19 protein-coding genes, 1 tRNA gene and 1 pseudogene are annotated in these 22,870 nt (G+C 65.3%); 14 read left to right on the plus strand and 7 right to left on the minus strand.

Going from position 1 to position 22,870, the window contains the following annotated elements; all coding sequences use genetic code 11:
• The 4 genes from JOY90_RS00045 to JOY90_RS00060 form a co-directional block, all read right to left on the minus strand.
• Nucleotides 1–694 (minus strand): Ldh family oxidoreductase (locus JOY90_RS00045; protein ID WP_291689132.1); only part of this gene is annotated, 694 nt, incomplete at its 3' end.
• A gap of 103 nt (nt 695–797) precedes the next feature.
• Nucleotides 798–873 (minus strand) — tRNA-Ile (locus JOY90_RS00050).
• Nucleotides 874–968: 95 nt separating this feature from the next.
• Entirely contained in the window at nt 969–1,949 is a 981-nt protein-coding gene (locus JOY90_RS00055) for a tripartite tricarboxylate transporter substrate binding protein (protein WP_291689133.1), read from the minus strand.
• Nucleotides 1,950–2,061: 112 nt separating this feature from the next.
• Nucleotides 2,062–3,228, minus strand: a complete 1,167-nt coding sequence (locus tag JOY90_RS00060) for an ABC transporter substrate-binding protein (protein WP_291689162.1) — start codon at nt 3,226–3,228, stop codon at nt 2,062–2,064.
• Nucleotides 3,229–4,151: 923 nt separating this feature from the next.
• Here JOY90_RS00060 and JOY90_RS00065 point away from each other — a divergent pair.
• From JOY90_RS00065 to JOY90_RS00075, 3 genes are all read left to right on the plus strand, one after another.
• The gene (locus JOY90_RS00065; protein ID WP_291689134.1) at nt 4,152–4,493 is read left to right on the plus strand and encodes a DUF3551 domain-containing protein; all 342 of its coding nucleotides are present in this window, start codon (nt 4,152–4,154) and stop codon (nt 4,491–4,493) included.
• 262 nt (nt 4,494–4,755) lie between these two features.
• A complete protein-coding gene (locus tag JOY90_RS00070) occupies nt 4,756–5,139 on the plus strand; it encodes a VOC family protein (protein ID WP_291689135.1) in 384 nt (127 codons plus the stop codon).
• Between the two features lie 60 nt (nt 5,140–5,199).
• Nucleotides 5,200–5,961, plus strand: coding sequence for an SDR family oxidoreductase (locus tag JOY90_RS00075; protein WP_291689136.1), 762 nt, complete (start codon nt 5,200–5,202; stop codon nt 5,959–5,961).
• A 52-nt stretch (nt 5,962–6,013) separates the two neighbouring features.
• On the opposite strand, the gene mobA is transcribed toward JOY90_RS00075, so the two are convergent.
• The gene (gene mobA, locus JOY90_RS00080) at nt 6,014–6,691 is read right to left on the minus strand and encodes a molybdenum cofactor guanylyltransferase MobA (RefSeq protein ID WP_291689137.1); all 678 of its coding nucleotides are present in this window, start codon (nt 6,689–6,691) and stop codon (nt 6,014–6,016) included.
• A 185-nt stretch (nt 6,692–6,876) separates the two neighbouring features.
• On the opposite strand from mobA, the gene mobB reads away from it, so the two are divergent.
• The 3 genes from mobB to JOY90_RS00095 all read left to right on the plus strand — a co-directional run bounded on the left by mobB (nt 6,877) and on the right by JOY90_RS00095 (nt 9,815).
• A complete protein-coding gene (gene mobB, locus JOY90_RS00085; protein WP_291689138.1) occupies nt 6,877–7,404 on the plus strand; it encodes a molybdopterin-guanine dinucleotide biosynthesis protein B in 528 nt (175 codons plus the stop codon).
• 228 nt (nt 7,405–7,632) lie between these two features.
• Nucleotides 7,633–7,902, plus strand: coding sequence for a sulfurtransferase TusA family protein (locus JOY90_RS00090; protein ID WP_291689163.1), 270 nt, complete (start codon nt 7,633–7,635; stop codon nt 7,900–7,902).
• A gap of 257 nt (nt 7,903–8,159) precedes the next feature.
• Nucleotides 8,160–9,815: an OFA family MFS transporter gene (locus tag JOY90_RS00095; RefSeq protein WP_291689139.1), complete on the plus strand. Its 1,656-nt coding sequence runs from the start codon at nt 8,160–8,162 to the stop codon at nt 9,813–9,815.
• 101 nt (nt 9,816–9,916) lie between these two features.
• On the opposite strand, the gene JOY90_RS00100 is transcribed toward JOY90_RS00095, so the two are convergent.
• Complete coding sequence (locus JOY90_RS00100; RefSeq protein ID WP_291689140.1) at nt 9,917–10,099, minus strand: hypothetical protein; 183 nt, start codon at nt 10,097–10,099, stop codon at nt 9,917–9,919.
• 422 nt (nt 10,100–10,521) lie between these two features.
• Between JOY90_RS00100 and JOY90_RS00105 the strand changes: the two genes are divergently transcribed.
• The 7 genes and pseudogenes from JOY90_RS00105 to JOY90_RS00135 form a co-directional block, all read left to right on the plus strand.
• Nucleotides 10,522–10,611, plus strand: coding sequence for a K(+)-transporting ATPase subunit F (locus JOY90_RS00105; RefSeq protein ID WP_291689141.1), 90 nt, complete (start codon nt 10,522–10,524; stop codon nt 10,609–10,611).
• A 37-nt stretch (nt 10,612–10,648) separates the two neighbouring features.
• Entirely contained in the window at nt 10,649–12,352 is a 1,704-nt protein-coding gene (gene kdpA / locus JOY90_RS00110) for a potassium-transporting ATPase subunit KdpA (RefSeq protein ID WP_291689142.1), read from the plus strand.
• A gap of 40 nt (nt 12,353–12,392) precedes the next feature.
• Entirely contained in the window at nt 12,393–14,507 is a 2,115-nt protein-coding gene (kdpB, locus tag JOY90_RS00115) for a potassium-transporting ATPase subunit KdpB (RefSeq protein WP_291689143.1), read from the plus strand.
• A gap of 24 nt (nt 14,508–14,531) precedes the next feature.
• Nucleotides 14,532–15,146 carry a K(+)-transporting ATPase subunit C gene (locus tag JOY90_RS00120; protein WP_291689144.1) on the plus strand — a complete coding sequence of 205 codons (615 nt, stop codon included), beginning with the start codon at nt 14,532–14,534 and terminating at the stop codon, nt 15,144–15,146.
• 37 nt (nt 15,147–15,183) lie between these two features.
• Nucleotides 15,184–17,907 (plus strand): sensor histidine kinase KdpD, encoded by a 2,724-nt coding sequence (locus JOY90_RS00125; RefSeq protein WP_291689145.1) that lies wholly within the window; start codon nt 15,184–15,186, stop codon nt 17,905–17,907.
• Complete coding sequence (locus JOY90_RS00130; protein WP_291689146.1) at nt 17,904–18,593, plus strand: response regulator transcription factor; 690 nt, start codon at nt 17,904–17,906, stop codon at nt 18,591–18,593. Before JOY90_RS00125 ends, JOY90_RS00130 begins: the two co-directional genes overlap by 4 nt.
• A 61-nt stretch (nt 18,594–18,654) precedes the next feature.
• Nucleotides 18,655–18,849: pseudogene (locus JOY90_RS00135) on the plus strand (DUF6496 domain-containing protein); the annotation flags it as partial.
• Nucleotides 18,850–19,117: 268 nt separating this feature from the next.
• Here JOY90_RS00135 and JOY90_RS00140 read toward each other — a convergent pair.
• The gene (locus JOY90_RS00140) at nt 19,118–20,005 is read right to left on the minus strand and encodes a Ku protein (RefSeq protein ID WP_291689148.1); all 888 of its coding nucleotides are present in this window, start codon (nt 20,003–20,005) and stop codon (nt 19,118–19,120) included.
• A gap of 127 nt (nt 20,006–20,132) precedes the next feature.
• Here JOY90_RS00140 and ligD point away from each other — a divergent pair, with 127 nt between their 5' ends.
• Nucleotides 20,133–22,829: a DNA ligase D gene (gene ligD, locus JOY90_RS00145; RefSeq protein WP_291689149.1), complete on the plus strand. Its 2,697-nt coding sequence runs from the start codon at nt 20,133–20,135 to the stop codon at nt 22,827–22,829.
• Nucleotides 22,830–22,870 lie beyond the last annotated feature (41 nt).

Below are 22,870 nucleotides of genomic sequence, written 5' to 3' on the forward strand. Positions count from 1 at the left end.
CGCCGTCGAGCGCGGCATGGGGATCGGTGGTCTGGCGGCCTTTGGCGTCGAGCGCGTAGCCGGGCGGGATGGGTTCGCCGCGCCGCGCGGCGCGCCGGATTTTTCCGCGCGCGGCGACCGCCGGCGACATGTCGAGATCGAACGGCATTTCCGTTCCGCCCGGTGCCGCCACCGCGATCGGGCTGGTGCCGAGCAGGCCTTCGCGGCCGCCCCACGGCGGCATCGCTTTCGAGGCATTGGTGAAGACGATGCCGATATAGCCTGCATCCATCGCCTGCAGCGCATAATTGGCCGCCATGCCGAAATGCGTGCTCCGGCGCGCGGAGACGATGCCGACGCCGAACTCGCGCGCCATCTCGATCGCTTCCGCCATCGCTTTGGTCGCGACCACGAAGCCGAACGCGTCCTGGCCATCGAGCGCGCCAACCATCGGCGTGACGCGCTCGACTTTCAAGTCCGGGCGCGGATTGATCAATCCGCGCCGCACGCGCTCGAGATAACGCGGCAGCGTCTGCAGCCCGTGGGTGTCGACACCGCGCAGGTCGGCGCGCACCAGGCATCGCGCGACCGTCGCCGCATCCGCCTCGGGCAAGCCATGCGCGATCAGCAGCCGGCGGCCGAACACCTCGGCGGCTTCGGCGTCGGCGTAGAACGGACCTTGCGTGCCGGGACTGGTTTCCTGCGTGACCGTCATGATGAGCACCGCAACCCTTTCAATCTCGATGGCAAAGACGCGCGTGTCCCGCGCGATGATTTCCTCTGCGCCGAAATGGCTTCTGAAGAGCGTCTTGATCGCGTGGTGGGCCCGGCAGGACTCGAACCTGCAACCAGACCGTTATGAGCGGCCGGCTCTAACCATTGAGCTACAGGCCCCGCCGCAGGGCGGCCGACGGGCTGCTGAGCGGTGCCGGGTCCGTTTACAGGGCGGGGGGCAATCGCGCAATGCGCCGCGGCGGGCTCACCCAAAGTCAATCCACCGATACACCGGCGAACTGCACGACCTTGCGCCACTTCTCGGTCTCGTCGGCGAGGAATTTGCCGAATTCGGACGGCGACATCGGCCGGGGAAGCCCGCCGAACTGGGCCAGCCGCGCCAGCAGCTTGGGGTCCTGCAACGCTTCGGCGACCGCCTTGTTGAGGATGTCGACGACCTCCGGCGGCGTACCCTTCGGCGCGCAGATGCCGTAGAAGCCGAGTGCCTCGTATCCCGGCACGGTCTCGGCGATCGCCGGCACCTCGCTCACGCCCGGCCAGCGCTGCGGCGAGGTGACGCCGAGCGCCCGCACGGTGCCGCCGCGCGACTGCTCCAGCGCGCCGGGCAGGTTGTCGAAGATGAGCTGCACCTTGTTGGAGATGACGTCGGGATAGGCGAGCGCCGATCCCCGATAGGGCACGTGCACCATCTCGCATTGGGTCATCGCCTTGAACAGCTCGGCGTCGAGATGCACCGACGTGCCGTTGCCGGAGGAGGCGAAGAACACCTTGCCGGGGTTCGCCCTGCAGTAGTCGATGAACTCGCGGACGGTCTTCGCGGGCACGTCGTTGGCGACCACCAGCATGTTGGGCAGCTGCATGATGCTCGCGACCGGCACGGTGTCGCGTAGGAAGTCGAACGGCAGTTTCTTGTAGAGCGAGGCCGAGATCGGGTTGTTGGCTCCGACGAACAGCAGTGTGTAGCCGTCCGCCGTGGCGTTGATCGCCGCTGCGGCCGCGATGTTGCCGCCGGAGCCGGTGCGGTTCTCGATCACGAACTGCTGGCCGAAATGATCCGACAGCCACTGGCCCATGATCCGCGCCGTGGTGTCGACCGGCCCGCCCGGCGCGAAGCCGTTGATCCAGTGCACGGCGCGGTTCGGGTAGGTATCGGCGGCGGAAACGGGCGCTGCGCCCGCTGCAAGGCCCCCAAGGCAAACGAGGGCCGACAGCGCGGCACGCAAGGTCCGAGGCATGAATCCTCCCATTCGGCTTCTTGTTGTCGGAGGATGCTTCCATAAAATCGCAGGCTTGCCTACTGCAATGATGCGGCGTCGCGCCGTTGACGCAGAGCTCGCCTGCTCGCGCTCATTTCTTCACCATCGGGCACGCCCGGTCGGGCGGGCCGAACGCCTGCTCGCCCGGGATCTTCGCCAGGATCTGGTAATAGTCCCACGGATACTTGCTCTCGTCCGGCGACTTGACCTGCGCCAGCCAGAGATCATGCACCATCAGATTGTCCTCGCGCAGCCGGCCGTTGCGGGCGAAGAAATCCTCGACCGGTTTCTCGCGCATCCTGGCCGTGACCTTCAGCGGGTCGTCGGTGCCGGTCTCCTTGATCGCGTCGAGATAATGCCAGACGGCGGAATAGACCCCGGCCTGCCACATCGTCGGCATCCGGTTCACCTTGGCGAAGTAGCGCCTGGACCATTCCCGCGTCTTGTCGTCCATGTCCCAGTAGAACGAGGTGGTCAAAAGCAGGCCCTGCGCCGCCTTCAACCCGAGGCCGTGGACGTCGGTGATCAGCGCGAGCAGCGCCGCCATCTGCTGGCCGCCCTTGAAGATGCCGAACTCGCCGGCGGTCTTGATCTCGTTCACGTTGTTCGGCGGGCCGCCGGCAATGCCGACGATCTTCGCCTTCGACGCCTGCGCCTGCAGGATGAAGGACGAGACGTCCGAGGTCGCAAACGGCGGCCGCACCGAGCCGACCACCTTGCCGCCGGTCTTCGTCACGACCTCGGAGGCGTCGCGCTCCAGCGAGTGCCCGAAGGCGTAGTCGTCGGTGATGAAGAACCAGCTGTCGCCGCCGCGCTTGACCACCTCCTGCGCGGTGCCCGCCGCGAGCGCATGGGTGTCGAACACCCATTGCAGCGCATAGGGCGAGCAGAACTTGCCGTGGAAATCGGCCGTTCCCGTCGACTGGGTGATGAACAGCTTCTTCTTCTCGTTGGCGATGCTCTGCACCGCAAGGCCGACTGCGGAGACCGGCACGTCGACGATCAGGTCGACCTGCTCGGTGTCGTACCAGCGCCGCGCGATGGCCGCGCCGACGTCTGGCTTGAGCTGGTGGTCGCCGATGATGACGCTGACCGGCTTGCCGAGCACCTTGCCGCCGAAATCGTCGACCGCCATCTGCGCCGCCGTCACCGAGCCCTGGCCGGTCGGCGTCGAGGCCGGCCCGTTCATGTCGGTGAGCACGCCGATCTTGACCGCGTCGTCGGAAATCTGCGCCCGCGCCGCGCCCGGCATCAGCATTGCGGCGAGCAGCGCCGCGAGCAGGGATAATGTCCTGGCTGGAATCAAGTGGTCCTCCCCCAATCGACGCGGCGTGCGTCTTTCGTGTTGCTGCGCCTCGCCACCGGCCGAGCTCGAAGCGAGCCGGCACGCGTTTGTGTATCCCGCATCCTTATGCAGATTTCTGCGATCTTCAACCATCCGGCAAACAGCGGAAATGTCATGGAGCAACGTTCCCGCGGCGCGAAACGCCCGGGTGATGCCATTGATCCGGCCCTCCGGAAATCAAGAGGGCGCAGGGAATGCCGAGTGCTTCAGCCGCACCCATGGCCCGCGTGCAACAAGAACGCACGCGGCGGTTACCACAGGTTCAGCCGAGATCACCGGCATTCCCTGCGCGATGGTGTTAACGCTTATGCCGTGCTCTCCCCGGGGACCGGGCTTTCTTGCCCCCGTCGCTCGCAAGATCATCTCTCTTTGCGAGCTTGACACCAGCGTCGGGGTGTCAGGACCACACGGTTTCGCCGTCCGCGGCATCCCGTTCGTCTGACGGGTTGCCTGCGTCCATCGCACCCCGTCCCGCGTTCGTGACGATCGCGATACGCCCCCCTTGCCGGGACGGGATGCACCTATAATCGCACTGATTTGGGGTCGGCGTCAAGCGATTTTCCGAAAATCGGAAGGCGATAGTTGCCGTAGGCCACGGCCGGTTTTGCGCATGGTCGGCACGCGGCCTCTTGGCTCGCGGCAGTCGCGAGCGCCTCAGGCAGTGACGGCGCGATGATCGTGGCCATGTGAAGCAAATATGATGATCGTACGACAATGATAAAGTGTTGAAGCCGGTTGACGTCAATCGACGCCTTTCTATCTACGCCGGGCAAATGATGCGACGTTGGCTGCCGTTTCTCCTCGAGAGCGGCGCGACAAGAAGATAGGAAGAAAGAATGAAGCCGTTATCGAGGACGATGATCGTCCCCCCTGTGAAAGCGCTGCTTGCAATCGCTGTCGTTGCCACGACTGTGTCGAAGGCCAGCGCGGAAGATTGGTGCCGGATCAACGAACACAATCTCTTGAGCTGCGGGTTTGCGAGCAAGGAACAGTGCAATGCCATGACGTCCGGCCGCACGGGCTACTGCGACCACAATCCGTTCCCGGGCAAGCCTGCCGCTCACCACCCGATCGGGGTGTATTCCCAGGCGGAATACACCGCCTGCCTGTCCATGAAACTGGATTGCGGCGGTGGTGCGTTTGCCTATGCACCGAAGACGAGGCCGGCAAGGAACTGAATGAAACGATCGGCGGCCGGTCACGCGGCTTGTAGAGCGGATGAGCGAAGCGCAATCTGTCTCAAACACCAGAGTGAAGGCCTGATTTCCAGCTCGGTTCGATGCGGCCGTGGGGCGGATTACGCTTTCGCTAATCCGCCCACAGGCTTCGGCGAGCTGGATAGAACGGGCAAAAGCGCGACAGTTCCGACGTTTGCAGCGGATTACGCTTTGTCGATCCATGCGCTATACCGGAGCGGCGGAACCGGTTCGGGAGTTGAAGATGGCCGTTCGCAGTGTCTCGATTGCACTCTCGACTGAGAACGTCGCGCGGTCCGTGAGGTTCTATGTGGAGCAGCTCGGCTTCACCTGCACGCTGCAATCGGAAGGCTTCGCACGCGTTCGGCTTGGCGTTGCGGACATCATGCTCGCGCAGCCCAACGCCCATCTGCCCTGGCAGGGCCCACGCTTCACCGGCTCGATCTATCTGGAGGTCGACAATGTCGAGGAGCTGTGGGAGAGCCTCAAGACTCGCGCGCGTATCTCTTACCCAATCGAGACCATGGCTTACGGCGTGCGTGAGTTCGGCCTGTTGGATGATAACGGCTATGCGTTGTCGTTTGCCCAGCATGTCGCAACGGACGAACGAGTGTCGCCGACGCCGTGACATGTCCCGATCGCGGCGATAGCATCCGGCTGACGAAGCTGACAGGCTCGGAGGCATGACATGGATCTCGATCTCACCGGCAAGACCGCGCTCGTCACGGCCGCGAGCGGCGGCATCGGCGCCGGTGTGGCGGAGGCGCTCGCGGACGCGGGGGTGCGGGTGGCGATCAGCGGGCGTACGCAGGCTTCGCTCGACGTGGTGGCCGAAAAGCTCGCCGCCAGCGCGGGCGGACGGCCGGCGATCGTGGTGGGCGATGTCGGCGCCAAGGATGGCCCGGGCCAGATCGCGGCCGAAGCCGCGGCAGCGCTCGGCGGCCGGATCGACATCCTCGTCAACAATGCCGGCGCCGCGCGGCCGATCGCCGGCGAGGTGGACGATGACTATTGGGACGAATCGTTCAACCTCAACTTCATGGCCGCGCGGCGGCTCGCCGATCTCGTCGTGCCCGCGATGAAGGCGCAGCGCTGGGGCCGGATCATCAGCATTTCCGGGGCGCTGGTGGCGCCAAGGCCGAATGCCGCGGCGCCCGCCAAGGCGGCGCTGGCGAGCTGGTCGCGAACGCTGGGGTTCGCGCTCGGCGGCTACGGCATCACGGTCAACACCATCGCGCCGGGGCGCATCAACACGGCGCAGATTCTGACCAGGCTGCACCCGACGGAGCAGTCGCGCGCCGACTACATCAAGCAGAACATTCCCGCCGGCTATTTCGGCGAGCCCTACGACATCGGCCACCTGGTCGCGTTCCTGGCCTCGCCGCTCGCGCGCTACATCAACGGCGCGGCGATCCCGGTCGACGGCGGCGCGGTGCGGCAGACGCTGTGAATCGCGGTGCGCCCCAGGGCGAGCATCCGCGGACAAGCCACCCTCGCGCCGGCTATCCTTCGTCCGCCGCGGCGAGCCGCTCGGCTTCGGCGAGATCCTCGGCCGTGTTGGCGTTGAAGAACGGATCGAGCGGTGTCGTCGGCCAAATGACGGTGGCGAGCGAAAAGCGCGCGGCCCAGCGGCCGACTTTCCTGACGCCCTCCACCACCAGCGCGTGGCGCAGCTCCTCGCGCAAGCCGACGCGCCACAGGCCGATCACCGGATGCGACTGCTCGGCGGAGGCCGCGATGGCGAGCTCGGCGTTCTGCTCGGCACGGGCCCGATGCAGGCGCGCGACGAGATCGCGCGGCAGGAACGGGCAATCGGCCGCCGCGCTCAGCATCCATTCGACCTCCGGCCGGTTGGTTGCGGCCCAGTCGAGGCCGGCGAGGATGCCCGCGAGCGGTCCTGGAAAATCGGCGACGCTGTCGCCGATCACCGGCAGGCCGAACGCGGCGAAGCGCGCCGGCTCGCCATTGGCGTTGAGGACGAGGCCGTCGCATTGCGGCGCAAGCCGCGCGATCGCGCGTTCCAGGATGGTGCGGCCGGCAATGCTGCGCATCGGCTTGTCGCCGCCGCCCATGCGCCGCGCCAGCCCGCCGGCGACCAGCACGCCCGGCGTGGGCGGCACGCCGCGCCCGTTGAGGCGCGGAGCATCCGGATTTGCCACGGCGGCCTTGTCGGTCTTCATGATACCGCCGAGGTTAGCATGACAGGGCGTGCGCGCGGATATAGCATTGGTGAAGATTGAACGAAATGCGGCCCCAGCCGTCATTGCGAGCGAAGCGAAGCAATCCACGTATCAACCCCGGGGAAAGATGGATTGCTTCGCTGCGCTCGCAATGACGAGGCGGCGGGTTCCGGAGAGTAGACTGAATGAGAGTCATTGGGCTCGCCGGCTGGAGCGGCGCAGGCAAGACCACGCTGGTGACGCGGGTGCTGCCGCTTCTCAAGGCGCAGGGGCTGCAGGTCTCCGTGATCAAGCATGCCCACCACGATTTCGACGTCGACGTTCCCGGCAAGGATTCCTGGCGGCACCGCGAGGCGGGCGCCGAGGAGGTGCTGGTGTCGTCCGGCAGGCGCTGGGCGCTGATGCACGAACTGCGCGGCGCCCGCGAGCCCCGCCTGCCGGAGCTGTTGGCGAAGCTGTCGGCGGTCGACCTCGTCATCGTCGAAGGCTACAGGTCCGACCCGCATCGCAGGATCGAGGTGCACCGCGCCGCCAACGCCAAGCCGCTGATGTTTCCCGACGACCCCGGCATTGTAGGGATCGTCGCCGACGTCACCGTGGCGACCACGCTGCCGACCGCTTGGCTCGACGACATTCCCGCCGTCGCCACGATGCTGCGGCGGTCCGCGATCGGGCTCGAGGATGTGCTGGCGCTGAACGCCGCGGAGATCTGAGGCGCGGCGACCTTCGGTGACCGGAGGAAAGCCGGGCGCCGTCAATATGTCCGCTTCGCAAGGCGGAGGATGGCATCTTCGCGGCGATGAAATTCCCGCACGGTGGCGTCCCGGCTCTCGTGGAGACCGACGGATGCGCCGAGCTTGGCGAAAGCGTGACCGTCGTGCGGATCTGCCGGCGCGGCAGATCGGTTGACGGCGCCGATTCCGCTCGCCATGCTGCGCTGCATGACGACGATACGACTGGATCTCACCGGGCTGAAATGTCCGCTGCCGGTGCTGAAGACGCGCAAGGCGCTGATGCCGCTGAGATCGGGCGACCTCCTGGAAATTCATTGCACCGATCCGTTGTCCGTGATCGACATTCCGAATCTGGTGCGGGAGACAGGCGACAAAGTCGAGATCACCGAGCACACTGCGCAGCGGATCGTGTTCTTGATCGAAAAGACCGATCGACTGATCGGAAAGGCTAATCAGTCGTCAGCTACACAAGGCTGACCGGCCTTTCGCATCAGCGAAGGTCGCTACGCGACCTTTTGTCTATCGACAACGAAAGCGGCATCTGCCCCAATCAATCTGTCGTTGCGATAGAGGTTGTGGCATGCCACGATCACACGCAAAATGGGCGTTCCGATCCCGGCGTATCTTGCGGATAGCGCAGGAGGATTCACGCGGCCCTTCGCGGTCATGCGACCGGAACAGGAATCCCAGGAGCTAGAAGAGTCCAACACGGGTGGTTGGAAGGGGAGAGATGTATGGCAAGTATCGACAGCGCGGGAACCATGGCCGGCGTGGGGGCTGGACTTCTCGATCGCGAGCACACTATCGCGAAGGCCGGATTCAATCGATGGCTGGTGCCACCGGCGGCGCTGTGCATCCATCTCTGCATCGGCATGTCCTATGGGCTGAGCGTGTTCTGGCTGCCGCTGTCGCGCGCGATCGGCATCGACAAGCCCGCAGCATGTTCGAGCCCATCGATGTTCGGTGACCTGTTCACGACCACCTGCGACTGGCAGATCACGAATCTCCTGTTCATCTTCACCATCGGAATCGTGATGCTCGGGCTGTCGGCGGCGGTGTTCGGCGGCTGGCTGGAGCGGGCAGGGCCGCGCAAGGCAGGCGCCGTCGCCGCGCTGTGCTGGGCGGGCGGTTTCGCGATTTCGTCGTTCGGCGTCTACGTCCATCAGCTCTGGATTCTCTGGCTCGGCCTCGGGCTAATCGGCGGCGTGGGGCTCGGCCTCGGCTACATCTCGCCGGTTTCGACCCTGGTGAAGTGGTTCCCGGATCGGCGCGGCATGGCGACCGGTATGGCCATCATGGGTTTCGGCGGCGGCGCCATGATCGGCTCGCCCCTGGCCAATCTCCTGATCAACTATTTCAAGACGCCGACCGACGTCGGCGTCTGGCAGGCCTTCCTGGTGATGGGCCTGATCTACTTCGTCTTCATGATGATCGGTGCTTTCGCCTATCGGGTCTCGCCGGTCGGTTGGCAACCTGAGGGCTGGACGCCGCCGGCACAGGCCAAGGCGATGATCACGCGGAACAACGTTCACCTCGAAGATGCGCACAAGACGCCGCAATTCTGGTTGATGTGGATGGTGCTGTGCATGAACGTTTCCGCGGGCATCGGCGTGCTCGCCATGGCCTCGCCGATGCTGCAGGAGATCTTCGGCGGTTCGCTGATCGGCCATCCGGATATCGGCGTCTCCGCGCTCGACGCGACGCAGAAGGTGGCGGTCGCGACCATCGCCGCCGGCTTCGTCGGCCTGCTTTCGCTGTTCAACATCGGCGGCCGATTCTTCTGGGCCTCCCTGTCGGATCACATCGGAAGGAAGAGCACCTACTACACCTTCTTCATTCTCGGCATCGCGCTCTATGCGCTCGCGCCGAGCTTCGCTCATATGGGGTCGCGGCTGCTGTTCGTCGGAGCGTTCTGCGTGATTCTCACCATGTATGGCGGCGGTTTCGCGACCATTCCGGCCTATCTTGCCGACATGTTCGGCCCGCAATTCGTCGGCGCGATCCATGGCCGTCTGCTGACGGCGTGGTCCACCGCGGGCGTCGTCGGTCCGCTCCTGGTCGGCTACATCCGCGACGCCCAACTGCAGGCCGGCATCGACCGGGCGCTGGCTTATGATCGCACGATGTACATCCTGGCCGGATTGCTCGTGATCGGGCTGGTCTGCAACTTCCTGATCAAGCCGGTCGACGACAAGTGGCATCTCAGTGATGCCGAGGTCGCAAAGCTGCAGGCCGAGAGCGCCAAGAGCGAGGCGGCGATCCAGCACGGCTCGTTCGGCATCGGCAAGGGTGGCCTCGACGTCAAGGCCGCGCTGTTCTGGCTGTTCGTCGGCGTCCCGCTCGCCTGGGGCGTCTGGAAGACGCTGGAGAGCGCGGTCAAGATCTTCTGAGCAGATATTCTGAGCGTTGCCATTCGCCGCGGGACGCCTTGCATGGCGCGTCCCGCGGCTTTCGTTTGACGTTTATCCGCAATGACGTTCGGCGCGGATGGTCACGTGAAATTGTCGCAGCAAAGCGGCTCGGCGAGCAGATCGATCTCGCTCTGCACCTCGGCGGGTTCTCGCACCGCGATCGGCGCGGTCTCGGCGGTCGGCACCTCGGGCGCAAAACGGTGGCGCGCCTTCTCGATGATCTCGCGCAGCAGCGCAGCGCTCCGCGTCAGCAAAGCAGGCATGGCGTCATCTCATGTCGATGTTTGCCGCCGCAGCGGCATACGTCTCGCCAGGATGACGGCTGCGGCATTTAAAAACGAGATGGCCGGGTGGGGAGAAATATAAGGGCGGCATAAGCGTCGCGTCCGACCGCGATCGTCTTTATGGGATTCCTATAAGTTCAGCGCTCCCGTCTTCTCGAAAACCTATGCGGCCGATGACACGTTTCGGCCCCGACATCGGGATGAAGGGCACCCGGCGGATTTCGCTCGCCGTTGATCCATCGCAATTCGCCCGTCCTCCCGATTCGCAACGATTGTGCGCGAAGCGCACAATGAGGAGCACCCCCCATGCTGGACGTTCTGATGATCGCCCTCGCCTTCGGCCTGTTCGCGCTGGCGATCGGTTACACCTATGCCTGCGAGCGGCTCTGAAGGAGACACTCATGATCTTCGACTATTCGCTGGCCGCCGCCGTCTCGCTCGGCCTGTTGGTCTATCTCACCTACGCGCTGCTGCGGCCCGAGCGGTTTTGATCTCGCCCCGTTCCGCGTCCTCTGAAGGCAAAACCCCATGACCGCAATTGGCTGGATTCAAATCATTCTGTACTGCGCCATCATCGTCGCCCTGACAAAGCCGCTCGGCTGGTACATGACGCGCGTCTTCAACGGCGAGCGCACCTTTCTGTCGCCGGTGCTGCGCCCGGTCGAGGCCGGTCTCTACCGGATCAGCGGCGTCGACGACAAGCGCGAGCAGCATTGGCTGACCTACACCGTCGCCATGCTCCTGTTCCATGTCGGCGGCGTCCTGATCATCTATGGCCTGATGCGGCTGCAGGCGTTTCTGCCGTTCAATCCGGCCGCGCAATCGGCCGTCGCCGAGGACCTGTCCTTCAACACCGCAATCAGCTTCATCACCAACACCAATTGGCAGAACTACGGCGGCGAGAGCACGCTGTCCTATCTGGTGCAGATGGTCGGCCTCACCCACCAGAACTTCCTGTCGGCCGCGACCGGCATCGTGCTGGCCGTGGCGCTGATCCGCGGCTTCGCGCGCGCCTCGATGCGCACGGTCGGCAATTTCTGGGTCGATGTGACGCGCTGCACGCTCTACATCCTGTTGCCTATCTGCATCGTCTACGCGCTGTTCCTGGTCTGGCAGGGCATGCCGCAGACGCTCGGCGACTATGTCGAGGCCATCACGCTGGAAGGCGCAAGGCAGACCATCGCGGTCGGCCCCGTCGCCTCGCAGGTCGCGATCAAGATGCTCGGCACCAATGGCGGCGGCTTCTTCAATGCCAACGCCGCGCATCCGTTCGAGAACCCGACGGCGCTGTCGAACTTCGTGCAGATGATCTCGATCTTCGCGCTCGGCGCGGGCCTCACCAACGTGTTCGGCCGCATGGTCGGCAACCAGCGCCAGGGCTGGGCGATCTTCTCCGTCATGGGCGTGCTGTTCCTCGCCGGCGTCGCCGTCACCTATTGGGCCGAGGCCAACGGCACCACCGCGCTCAATGCGCTCGGCCTGACCGGCGGCAACATGGAGGGCAAGGAAGTCCGCTTCGGCATCATCGCTTCGTCGATGTTCGCGGTGATCACCACCGATGCGTCCTGCGGCGCGGTCAACGCGATGCATGACAGCCTCACTGCGCTCGGCGGCATGATCCCGCTGATCAACATGCAGCTCGGCGAGATCATCATCGGCGGCGTCGGCGCCGGGCTCTACGGCATGCTGCTGTTCGTCGTGCTCGCGATCTTCGTCGCAGGCCTGATGGTCGGCCGCACGCCGGAATATGTCGGCAAGAAGATCGAGGCACGCGAGGTCAAGATGGCGATGCTGGCGATCCTGGTGCTGCCGCTGATGTATCTCGGCTGGACTGCGGTCGCCGTGGTGTTTCCGCCGGCCGTCGCCTCGATGGCCAATGCCGGGCCGCACGGCTTCACCGAGGTGCTCTATGCCTATACGTCGGCGACCGGCAACAACGGCTCGGCCTTCGCAGGCCTCTCCGGCAATACCTTCTTCTACAACCTGACGCTCGCGAGCGCGATGTTCGTCGGCCGCTTCTTCATGATCGTGCCGGCCATGGCGATCGCGGGCTCGCTTGCGGGCAAGAAGTCGATTCCGCCGTCGAACGGCACGTTCCCGACCACCGGGGGCCTGTTCGTCGGCCTCGTCGTCGGTGTGATCCTGATCATCGGCGGCTTGACGTTCTTCCCGGCGCTCGCGCTCGGGCCGATCGTCGAGCATCTCGCGATGACCCAAGGCGCCGTGTTCTGAGGGCACCGTGTTCTGATCGTTTCATTTCGGAGTTACGTCCATGGAAGTCGTCAAGGCCAACAAGCGGATGCCGGTGTCGGCGATGCTGGATCCGAAAATCCTCAAGCCCGCGATCGTGGCTGCGTTTACCAAGCTCGATCCGCGGCTGATGATGAAGAACCCGGTGATGTTCGTGGTCGAGATCGTGGCCGCGCTCACCACCGTGATCTTCGTCCGCGACCTCGTGACCGGCGGGGCTTATCTGGGCTTCACGTTCCAGATCATCCTGTGGCTGTGGTTCACGGTGCTGTTCGCCAACTTCGCCGAGGCCGTCGCCGAAGGCCGCGGCAAGGCGCAGGCGGATTCGCTGCGCAAGACGCGCACCGAGAGCCAGGCCAAGCTGCTGTCGGGCGCGGACGGCACGTTCCGCCTGGTGCCGGGCACCAGCCTCAAGGTCGGCGACATCGTGCTGGTCGAGGCCGGTGACGCCATTCCCTCGGACGGCGAAGTGATCGAGGGCGTGGCCTCGGTGAACGAGGCGGCGATCACCGGTGAATCCGCGCCGGTGATCCGCGAGTCCGGCGGTGACCGTTCGGCGGTGACCGGCGGCACGCAGGTGCTGTCCGACTGGATCCGCGTCCGCATCACCGCGGCGCAGGGCTCGACTTTCATCGACCGCATGATCCGCCTGGTCGAGGGCGCGGAACGGCAGAAGACGCCGAACGAGATTGCGCTCAATATCCTGCTCGCGGGACTCACCATCATCTTCGTGTTCGCGACCGTGACGATCCCGAGTTACGCGTCCTATGCCGGCGGTCAGATCTCGGTCGTGGTGCTGGTTGCGTTGTTCGTGACCTTGATCCCGACCACGATCGGCGCGCTGCTGTCGGCGATCGGCATCGCCGGCATGGACCGCCTGGTGCGCTTCAACGTGCTGGCGATGTCGGGCCGCGCGGTCGAGGCCGCGGGCGACGTCGACACGCTGCTGCTCGACAAGACCGGCACCATCACGCTCGGCAACCGGCAGGCGACCGCCTTCCGCCCGGTGCGCGGCATCAGCGAGCAGGAACTGGCGGACGCGGCGCAACTCGCCTCGCTCGCCGACGAGACGCCGGAGGGCCGCTCGATCGTCGTGCTGGCGAAAGAGCAGTATGGCATCCGCGGCCGCGACATGGCCGAGCTCGGCGCGACCTTCATCCCGTTCACGGCGCAGACCCGCATGAGCGGCGTCGATGCCGGCGGCTCGTCGGTGCGCAAGGGCGCGGTCGAGGCCATCCTCAACCATATCGGCGGCGGGTCGGCGCAGACGATGGCGAGCGGCAACACCGTCCGCGCCATCCAGGCGACGGCGAATTCCGATGTCGCCCGTGAAGTCCAGTCGATCGCCGACGAGATCGCCAAGGCCGGCGGCACGCCACTGGCGGTGGCGAAGGACGGCCGGCTGCTCGGCGTCATCCAGCTCAAGGACATCGTCAAGGGCGGCATCCGCGAGCGCTTTGCCGAGTTGCGCCGCATGGGCATCCGCACCGTGATGATCACCGGCGACAACCCGATGACGGCCGCGGCGATCGCGGCCGAAGCCGGCGTCGACGACTTCCTGGCGCAGGCGACGCCCGAGGACAAGCTGAAGCTCATTCGCGACGAGCAGGCCAAGGGCAAGCTGGTGGCGATGTGCGGCGACGGCACCAACGACGCGCCGGCGTTGGCGCAGGCCGACGTCGGCGTCGCCATGAACTCCGGAACGCAGGCCGCGCGCGAGGCCGGCAACATGGTCGATCTCGACTCCAACCCGACCAAGCTGATCGAGGTGGTCGAGATCGGCAAGCAGCTCCTGATGACGCGCGGCGCGCTGACGACGTTCTCGATCGCCAACGATGTCGCGAAATATTTCGCGATCATCCCGGCGATGTTCCTGGCATTCTATCCGCAGCTCAACGTGCTCAACGTCATGCATCTGGCGAGCCCGCAGAGCGCCATCCTGTCGGCGATCATCTTCAACGCGCTGATCATCATCGCGCTGATTCCGCTGGCGCTGAAGGGCGTCGCCTATCGCGCGATCGGCGCCGGCGCGCTGCTCCGCCGCAACCTGATGATCTACGGCGTCGGCGGCATCATCATTCCCTTCATCGGCATCAAGGTCATCGACCTCGCGGTCGCGGCCCTGCATCTGGCTTGATGACGAGACCCTGGAGACACAACCATGCTGAGAGAAATTCGTCCCGCCGTCGTTCTGCTGCTCCTGCTCACGCTGATCACCGGGCTCGCCTATCCGCTCGCGATCACCGCGATTGCCGGCGTCATCTTCCCGGACCAGGCGCAAGGCAGCCTGATCCGCCGCGACGGCAAGGTGGTTGGCTCAGCGCTGATCGGGCAGCAGTTCAGGAGCGACCAGTATTTTCACGGTCGTCCGTCGGCGACCACCGCGCCGGACCCGAATGACTCCACCAAGACCGTGCCGGCGCCCTACAACGCCGCCAATTCCGGCGCCTCCAATCTCGGCCCGACCTCGAAGGCGCTCGCCGACCGCGTCAAGGACGATGTCGAGAAGCTGAAGGCTGAAAAGCCCGGCAGCCCCGTGCCGGTCGATCTGGTCACGACCTCGGCAAGCGGGCTCGATCCCGACATCTCGCCGGAGGCGGCGCTGTTCCAGGTGCCGCGCGTGGCCAAGGCGCGCAACCTGCCGGAGGGGCGCGTCCGCGCCCTAGTCAACGACAACATCCGGGGCCGGCTTGCGGGATTGCTCGGCGAGCCGAGGGTCAACGTGCTGGCGCTGAATCTCGCGCTGGATGCCGCGTCCAGGTCGGCCGGCAAGTGAGCTAGGCGTCGCTCGACGCCGAGGCTATATTCGTTGCATGGCCAATTCCCGCCGCGATCCCGACCAGCGACCCTCGCCGGAAGCCTTGCTGGAAGCAGCCAAGCGCGAGGGCGGGGGTGTCGGCCATCTCAAGATTTTCGTCGGCGCCGCCCCAGGCGTCGGCAAGACCTACGAGATGCTGCAGAGCGCGCACGCCAAGCTGAAGGCCGGCGTCGATGTCGTCGTCGGCGCCGTGGAGACCCATGGCCGGGCGGAGACCGAGGCGCTGCTCCGCGGGCTCGAGGTGATCCCCCGCAGGCGCATCGAGTATCGCGGTCAGGTGCTGGAGGAAATGGATCTCGACGCGATCATCGCGCGCCGTCCGAAGATCGCGCTGGTCGATGAGCTCGCTCATACCAATGTCGCCGGCAGCCGCCATCCCAAGCGGTATCTGGATGTCGAGGAGCTGTTGTCGCGCGGCATCGACGTCTACACCGCCGTCAACATTCAGCACATCGAGAGCCTCAACGACGTCGTGGCGCAGATCACCCATGTCCGCGTGCGCGAGACCGTGCCGGATTCGGTGTTCGACCGCGCCGATGCCATCGAGCTGATCGACCTCACGCCCGACGACCTGATCCAGCGCCTGAAGGAGGGCAAGGTCTATGTCCCCAGACAGGCCGAGCGCGCGCTGGAGCATTACTTCTCGCCCGGCAACCTGACCGCGCTGCGCGAATTGGCGCTGCGCCGCACCGCCGACCGCGTCGACGAGCAGCTCCTGAATCACATGCAGGCCAACGCGATCGCCGGTCCCTGGGCCGCGGGCGACCGCATCCTGGTCTGTGTCAGCGAGGACCCGCGCGCCGCCGGCCTCGTGCGCTACACCAAGCGGGTGGCCGATCGCGTCCATGCGCCCTGGACCGCGATCAGCATCGAAACGCGGCGGACGCTGCAGCTCTCCGACGCGCAGCGCGATCGCCTCGCCGACACACTGCGGCTGGCGGAGGCGCTGGGCGGCGAGGCGTTGACCATTCCCGGCGTCGGGCGGCGCATCGCCGATGACATCATCAGCTTCGCCCAGGCCAACAACGTCACCCAGATCATCATCGGCAAATCGAGCCGCTCGCGCTGGTTCGAGATCATGCAGGGCTCGGTCGTTCACGAGCTGGTGCGGCGGACCGGCAACATCAGCGTCAACGTCATCGCCGGCGATGAGTTGCCGCCGGGGCCGGCCGGCAGGAGCGCGGTGCAGACCGCGGCGCGGCAGGAGCCGTTCCATCCGCGGCCCTATCTGATGGCGCTCGCGATCATCGCTGTCGGGCTCTTCGCCGGCGAAATGATCGATCGCTGGCTCGGCATCGAGAATGTCGACCTGGTGTTCCTCACCGCGGTGGTGATCGTCGCGGTGCGCTACGGCCTGTGGCCGTCGATCCTGGCCAGCATCGCCGCCTCGCTCTGCTACAACTTCTTCTTCCTGCCGCCGATCTACACCTTCACCATCACCGACCCGGTCAATATCGCAGCGTTCATCTTCTTCATGCTCATCGCCGTCCTGGTTTCCAATGTCGCAGGGCGCGTGCGGGTCCAGGCCGACACCGCGATCGGCCGGATCAGGACCACCGAGCAGCTCTACGCCTTCAGCCGCAAGCTCGCCGGCACCGCGACCCTCGACGACGTGTTGTGGGCGACCGCCTATCAGACCGCGCTGATGCTGAAGGTACGCGTCGTGCTGCTGCTGCCGGAGGAGGGCGTGCTGGCGGTGAAGGCCGGCTATCCGCCCGAGGACCATCTCGACCAGGCGGACCTTGCCGCGGCGAACTGGGCCTGGAGCAACGACCGCCCCGCCGGACGCGGCTCGGACACGCTGCCCGGCGCCAAGCGGCTGTTCATCCCGATGCGCACCGGCCGCGGCTCGATCGGTGTCATGGGCATGGACAACGATCGCACCGGTCCGTTGCTGACGCCGGATCAGCGCCGGCTCCTCGATGCGCTGATCGACCAGGGCGCGCTCGCGATCGAGCGCGTGCTGCTGGTCGAGGACATGGACCGGGTCAAGCGCACGGTGGAATCGGAGCGCCTGCGCTCGGCGCTGCTCACTTCGATCTCGCATGATCTCAAGACGCCGCTGGCCTCGGTGCTCGGCGCGGCTTCCACCATGCGCGATCTCGCTGACGGACTGGGCGACCAGGAGAAGCGCGACCTGCTTGCGACCGTGATCGACGAATCCGAGCGGCTCAACCGCTTCATCGCCAACCTGCTCGACATGACCCGGCTGGAATCCGGCACCATCGTGCCGAACGTGGCGCTGCACGACATCGGCGAGATCGTAGGCTCCGCGCTGCGGCGTGCCAGCAAGATCCTCGCGAACCACAAGGTCACGCTCGAGCTCGAGGCCGAGCTGCCGATGCTCGAGCTCGACGCGGTGCTGTTCGAGCAGGTGATCTTCAATCTGCTCGACAACGCTGCGAAATATTCACCCGCCGACACCACCGTCGCGATCAAGAGCGCGCGCGAGGGCAAGCATGTCGTGCTGCAGGTGACCGACGAGGGCGACGGGATTCCGCCGTCCGAGGTCGAGAGCATCTTCGACAAGTTCTACCGGGTGCAGAAGGTCGACCAGGTGCGGCCCGGCACGGGGCTGGGGCTGGCGATCTCGCGCGGCTTCGTCGAAGCCATGGGCGGCCGGATTTCGGCCGCGAACCGGTACGACCGCCGCGGCGCCGTGCTCACCATCCGCCTGCCGATTCCGGCCGGCGCCGCGGCGCTGGACACCGCCGCATGAGCGCGAACCCGATCAAGGTGCTGGTGATCGACGACGAGCCGCCGATCCGCAAATTGCTGCGGATGGGGCTGAGCACGCAGGGCTACGAGGTCCTCGAAGCCTCCAACGGCAGAAGCGCGCTGGAGATGCTGGCGAAAGAGCCCGCGCTGATCATTCTTGATCTCGGCCTGCCGGATATCGACGGTCACGATCTCCTGCGCATGATCCGCGGCCGCAACGACGCCGTGCCGATCGTGGTGCTGTCGAGCCGCGGCGACGAGGCCGGCAAGGTGCAGGCGCTCGATCTCGGTGCCGATGACTACGTGACCAAACCGTTCGGGATGGAGGAGCTGCTGGCCCGGCTGCGCGCGGCGCTGCGGCACCAGTTGCAGGTGCATGGCGAGCGGCCGGTGTTTCGCTCCGGCGATCTGTCCGTCGACCTGGTGCGCCGCATAGTCAAGGTCGGCGACAGGGACGTCAGACTTTCGCCGAAGGAGTATGACCTGCTGCGCGTGCTGGTGCAGCATGCGGGGAAGGTCCTTACCCACCGCTTTCTCCTGAAGGAATTGTGGGACGAATTGACCGACGCGCAATATCTGCGCGTCTATGTGCGCCAGCTCCGCCAGAAGATCGAGGTCGACCCGGAGCGGCCGCATTTCGTGCTGACCGAAACCGGCATCGGCTATCGTCTGCGCGCCCCGGACTAGTGCAAATGCGGAACCATCTCGTTGCGCGAGGATTAGTTCCACGCAATCGGGAGAGATTTTCATGGCACGCAAGGCAAGGAAATATTCAAAGAAGGCATCTTCGAGCGTCGAGCGCGCAATGAAGAAGCGCAAGCGCGGCAACCTGAAGAGCGGCCGCTCGGGCCGCAAGGTCAAGAGCCGCAAGCAGGCGATTGCGATCGGATTGTCCGAGGCGCGCAAGAAGGGCGCCAAGGTGCCGAAGAAGACGAGCAAGAAGCGCAAATCGAAGCGGTAGGTTTGCGAGCGAGGTCACGCAGCGTGGGCTAGGATTCGCCGAAGCTCGAAGAGCGAAGGCGAAGCGTGCCCACCGCCAAGATGCATGCTGTCGAGAGAATGGGAGGCACGGTGCTCCGCCCGATGCGAAGCATCGCGCGTGTGCGTCTTAGAGCGTTTTCGAGCGAAGTGGATACCGGTTCGCGTGAAGAAAACGCGTCAAAACAAAGAAGCTGGAGCTTCCGTTCCGATTCCATCGGAACGAAAAAGCTCTAGCCCACCTTGCGCTTGTGCCGCGCCGGCGAGCGATGCGCCTTGTTGGGCGCGCGCCGTTGCGTCGCGCGGCGCTGGCTCGACCGCGCGTTTGTCCGCCGTGCCGCGCCTTTTCCCTTCAGGCTCTGCTTCAGCGCGTCCATCAGATTCACGACGTTGCTTGGCCGTTCTTCCGGCTCGGCGATCTTGATCGGTTTGCCGGCGGCCTTGCGCTTCACCAGCGTCCGCAACGCGTTCTCGTATTCGTCCTTGAATTTCGACGAGTCGAAATGCGCCGCCTTGCTGTCGAGGATGTGGACCGCGAGCTCGACCATGTCCTTCGAGATTTTCGGACTCTTGATGTCGTCGAAATAGTCGTCGGCGTCGCGCAGCTCGTAAGGATAGCGCAGGGTGGTGCCGAGCAGGCCCTTGCCGAACGGCTCGATCATCAGCACGTGCTCGCGGTTGGTCAGCACGATGCGCGACAGCGCGACACGGTCCTGATCCCTCATCGCGTCGCGGATCACCGCAAAAGCGTCGACGCCGGCCTTGCCGTCGGGTGCGATGTAGTAAGGATGGTTCAGATAACGCGGGTCGATCTCGTCCGTGGGCACGAAACTGTCGATCTCGATCGTATGGTTGCTCTCGATCTGCACCGCGTCGAGCTCGTCCTTCTCGATCTCGACATATTTGCCCTTGGCGAGCTCATAGCCGCGCGCCTTCTGCTCGCCCTCGACAATGTCGCCGGTCTCGGCATCGACCATCTGCTGCTTCAGCCGGTTACCGGTGTCGCGGTTGATCATGTGGAAGCGCGTCTTCTCGACCGAGGTCGAGGCCGGGTAGAGCAGGACCGGGCAGGTCACCAGCGACAGTTTCAGCGAGCCTTTCCAATAGGCGCGGGGGGCCATTCACGATCTCCAGCGTTTCCAAGCCTTTATTTGCAGGGGCTTTTCGGAACTCCAACGGACGTTCGGGGTTTTGGTTCCGTAGAGGTGTGCTAGGCTCTCAAGGCCGGGCGATTACGAGAGACTGATTGTGCCGTCGCGAAAACTGTCGACCTACCGGAAGAAGCGCGATTTCGAGCAGACCTCCGAGCCCTCAGGCGAGGTCGAGGTCGCGCCGTCGAAGCGCCGCCGCTTCGTGATCCAGAAGCATGACGCGACCCGGCTGCACTATGACTTCCGGCTCGAGTTCGACGGCGTGTTCAAGTCCTGGGCGGTTACGCGCGGCCCCTCGCTCGACCCGCATGACAAGCGGCTCGCGGTCGAGGTCGAGGACCACCCGCTCGACTACGGCGACTTCGAAGGCACCATCCCCGAAGGCCAGTATGGCGGCGGCACCGTGCAGCTCTGGGACCGCGGCTACTGGGAATCGGACGATCCGGAACGTGGCTTCAAGAAGGGCGATCTCAAATTCACCCTCGATGGCCACAAGCTGCACGGGAGCTGGGTCCTGGTGCGCATGCGCCATAATCGCGACGGCAGCAAGCGCACCAACTGGCTGCTGATCAAGCATCGCGACGACTTCGCCAGGGAGGGCGAGGCGAACGACATCCTCGACGAGGATCGTTCGGTGGCCTCGGGCCGGACCATCGCGCAGATCGCCGAGGGCAAGGGCAGGGCGCCAAAGCCGTTCATGCTGGCGAAGAACGGCCGGGGCAGGGCCGACGCGGTGTGGAATTCCAACCGCGGTGAGGCCGCCGAGGCGCGCGCGAAAGCCAAAAATAACGACGAGGCTGATCCGAAGGCGACGTCTGCGAAGGCGCAGGCGGCGGTGACAGCGAAGGCAAAACGGATCGATTCGATTCCCGATTTCGTCGCGCCGCAGCTCTGTGCCGCGGTCGATCAGCCGCCGGGCGGCGCGAATTGGGGCCACGAGATCAAGTTCGACGGCTACCGGGTGCAGCTTCGTGTCGAGCACGGCAAGTCGACGCTGAAGACCCGCAAGGGCCTCGACTGGACCGACAAGTTTCAGGCCATCGCGCAAGAGGCGCGGGCGCTCCCGGACGTCATGATCGATGGCGAGATCGTCGCGCTCGACCACGACAATGTGCCGAATTTCTCCTCGCTGCAGGCGGCGATCTCCGACGGCGATACCAGCCGGCTGATCTTCTTCGCCTTTGATCTTCTGTTCGCGGAGGACATGGACCTGCGCCGGCTGCCGCTCTCGGAGCGCAAGCGTCGGCTGAAGGAGCTGTTGGACGCGCGGCCGAAGAGCCAGGCGAAATCGGTCCGCTATGTCGAGCACTTCGAGGCCGAAGGCGAAGAGGTGATGGAATCGGCGCGCAAGCTGAAGATGGAGGGTATCGTCTCCAAGCGGCTGAGCGCGCCCTATCAGTCCGGCCGCACCGAGAGCTGGACCAAGGCCAAGGTCCGCGCCGGGCAGGAGGTCGTGATCGGCGGCTGGAAGACCACCGGCGGCAAGTTCCGCTCACTGATGGCCGGCGTACAGCACGATGGTCATCTCGCCTATGTCGGCATTGTCGGCACCGGCTTCGGCCAGGACAAGGTCAAGTCCATCATGCCGGCGCTGAAGGCGGCGGCATCGCGAGAGAGCCCGTTCGGCGGCAAGAACGCGCCGCGCAAGACGCGCGAGATGCACTGGGTGAAGCCGGAGCTGGTGGCCGAGATCGAATTTGCCGGCTGGACCGCCGACGGCAACGTGCGCCAGGCCGCGTTCAAAGGGTTGCGGCTGGACAAGGCAGCGAGCGAGGTGGTGGCGGAACGCCCGCACATGGCCAGCGTCGCGCAGCCCGCGACGGCGCGGGCCCAGGTCAAATCGGCGAAGGCGGCCACCGCGCGGGCCAAGCCCGCGGACAAGAACGGCGGCGAGGTGATGGGCGTCGTCATCTCCAAGCCGGACAAGGAGCTGTGGCCGGACGGCGGCGACCGCGAGGGCGTGACCAAGCTCGACCTCGCGCGCTATTTCGAGCAAGTCGGCGAATGGATCATCCCCTATATCAAAGGGCGGCCGTGCTCGATCGTGCGCGCGCCCGACGGCATCGATGGCGAAAAATTCTTCCAACGTCACGGCATGCAGGGCACCTCGAAGCTGCTCGAGCTGGTCAAGGTGTCGGGTGACCGCAAGCCCTATCTGCAGATCGATCGAATCGAAGGTCTCGCGGCGGTCGCCCAGGTGGGGGGCCTTGAACTACACCCATGGAATTGCGCCCCCGATGAATACGACATGCCGGGACGGCTGGTGTTCGATCTCGACCCCGCGCCTGATGTCGCGTTCGCCGAAGTGATCGAGGCGGCGAAGGAGATGCGGCAACGTCTTTCCGACCTCGGAATGGAGAGCTTCTGCAAGTCCACCGGCGGCAAGGGCCTGCATGTCGTCGTGCCGCTGCGTCTCGGTGCGAAGGACAAGGTGAGCTGGCCCGAGGCCAAGGCTTTCGCGCAAGGCGTCTGCCAGCTGATGGCGGCCGAGGATCCCGAGCGCTACCTGCTCAACATGTCGAAGAAGCTGCGCAAGGGGAAGATCTTCCTCGATTATTTGCGCAACGACCGGATGTCGACGGCGGTCAGCCTGCTGTCGCCGCGGGCGCGGCCGGGCGCCACGGTGTCGATGCCGCTGAGCTGGTCGCAGGTGAAGGACGATCTCGATCCGAAGCGCTTCACCATCCGCACCGCACCGAAGCTGATGGCGAAGAACAAGGCCTGGCAGGGATTCGACGACGCGGCCTCATCGATCAAGGCGGCGATCAGGAAGCTTGCGGAGAAGGCCTCTTAATTCATTTCCGGGGTACGCAGGCGCGATTCCCCGGAAATGAG

The organism is Bradyrhizobium sp. (genome assembly GCF_019242285.1).
Classification (GTDB): Bacteria; Pseudomonadota; Alphaproteobacteria; order Rhizobiales; family Xanthobacteraceae; genus Bradyrhizobium.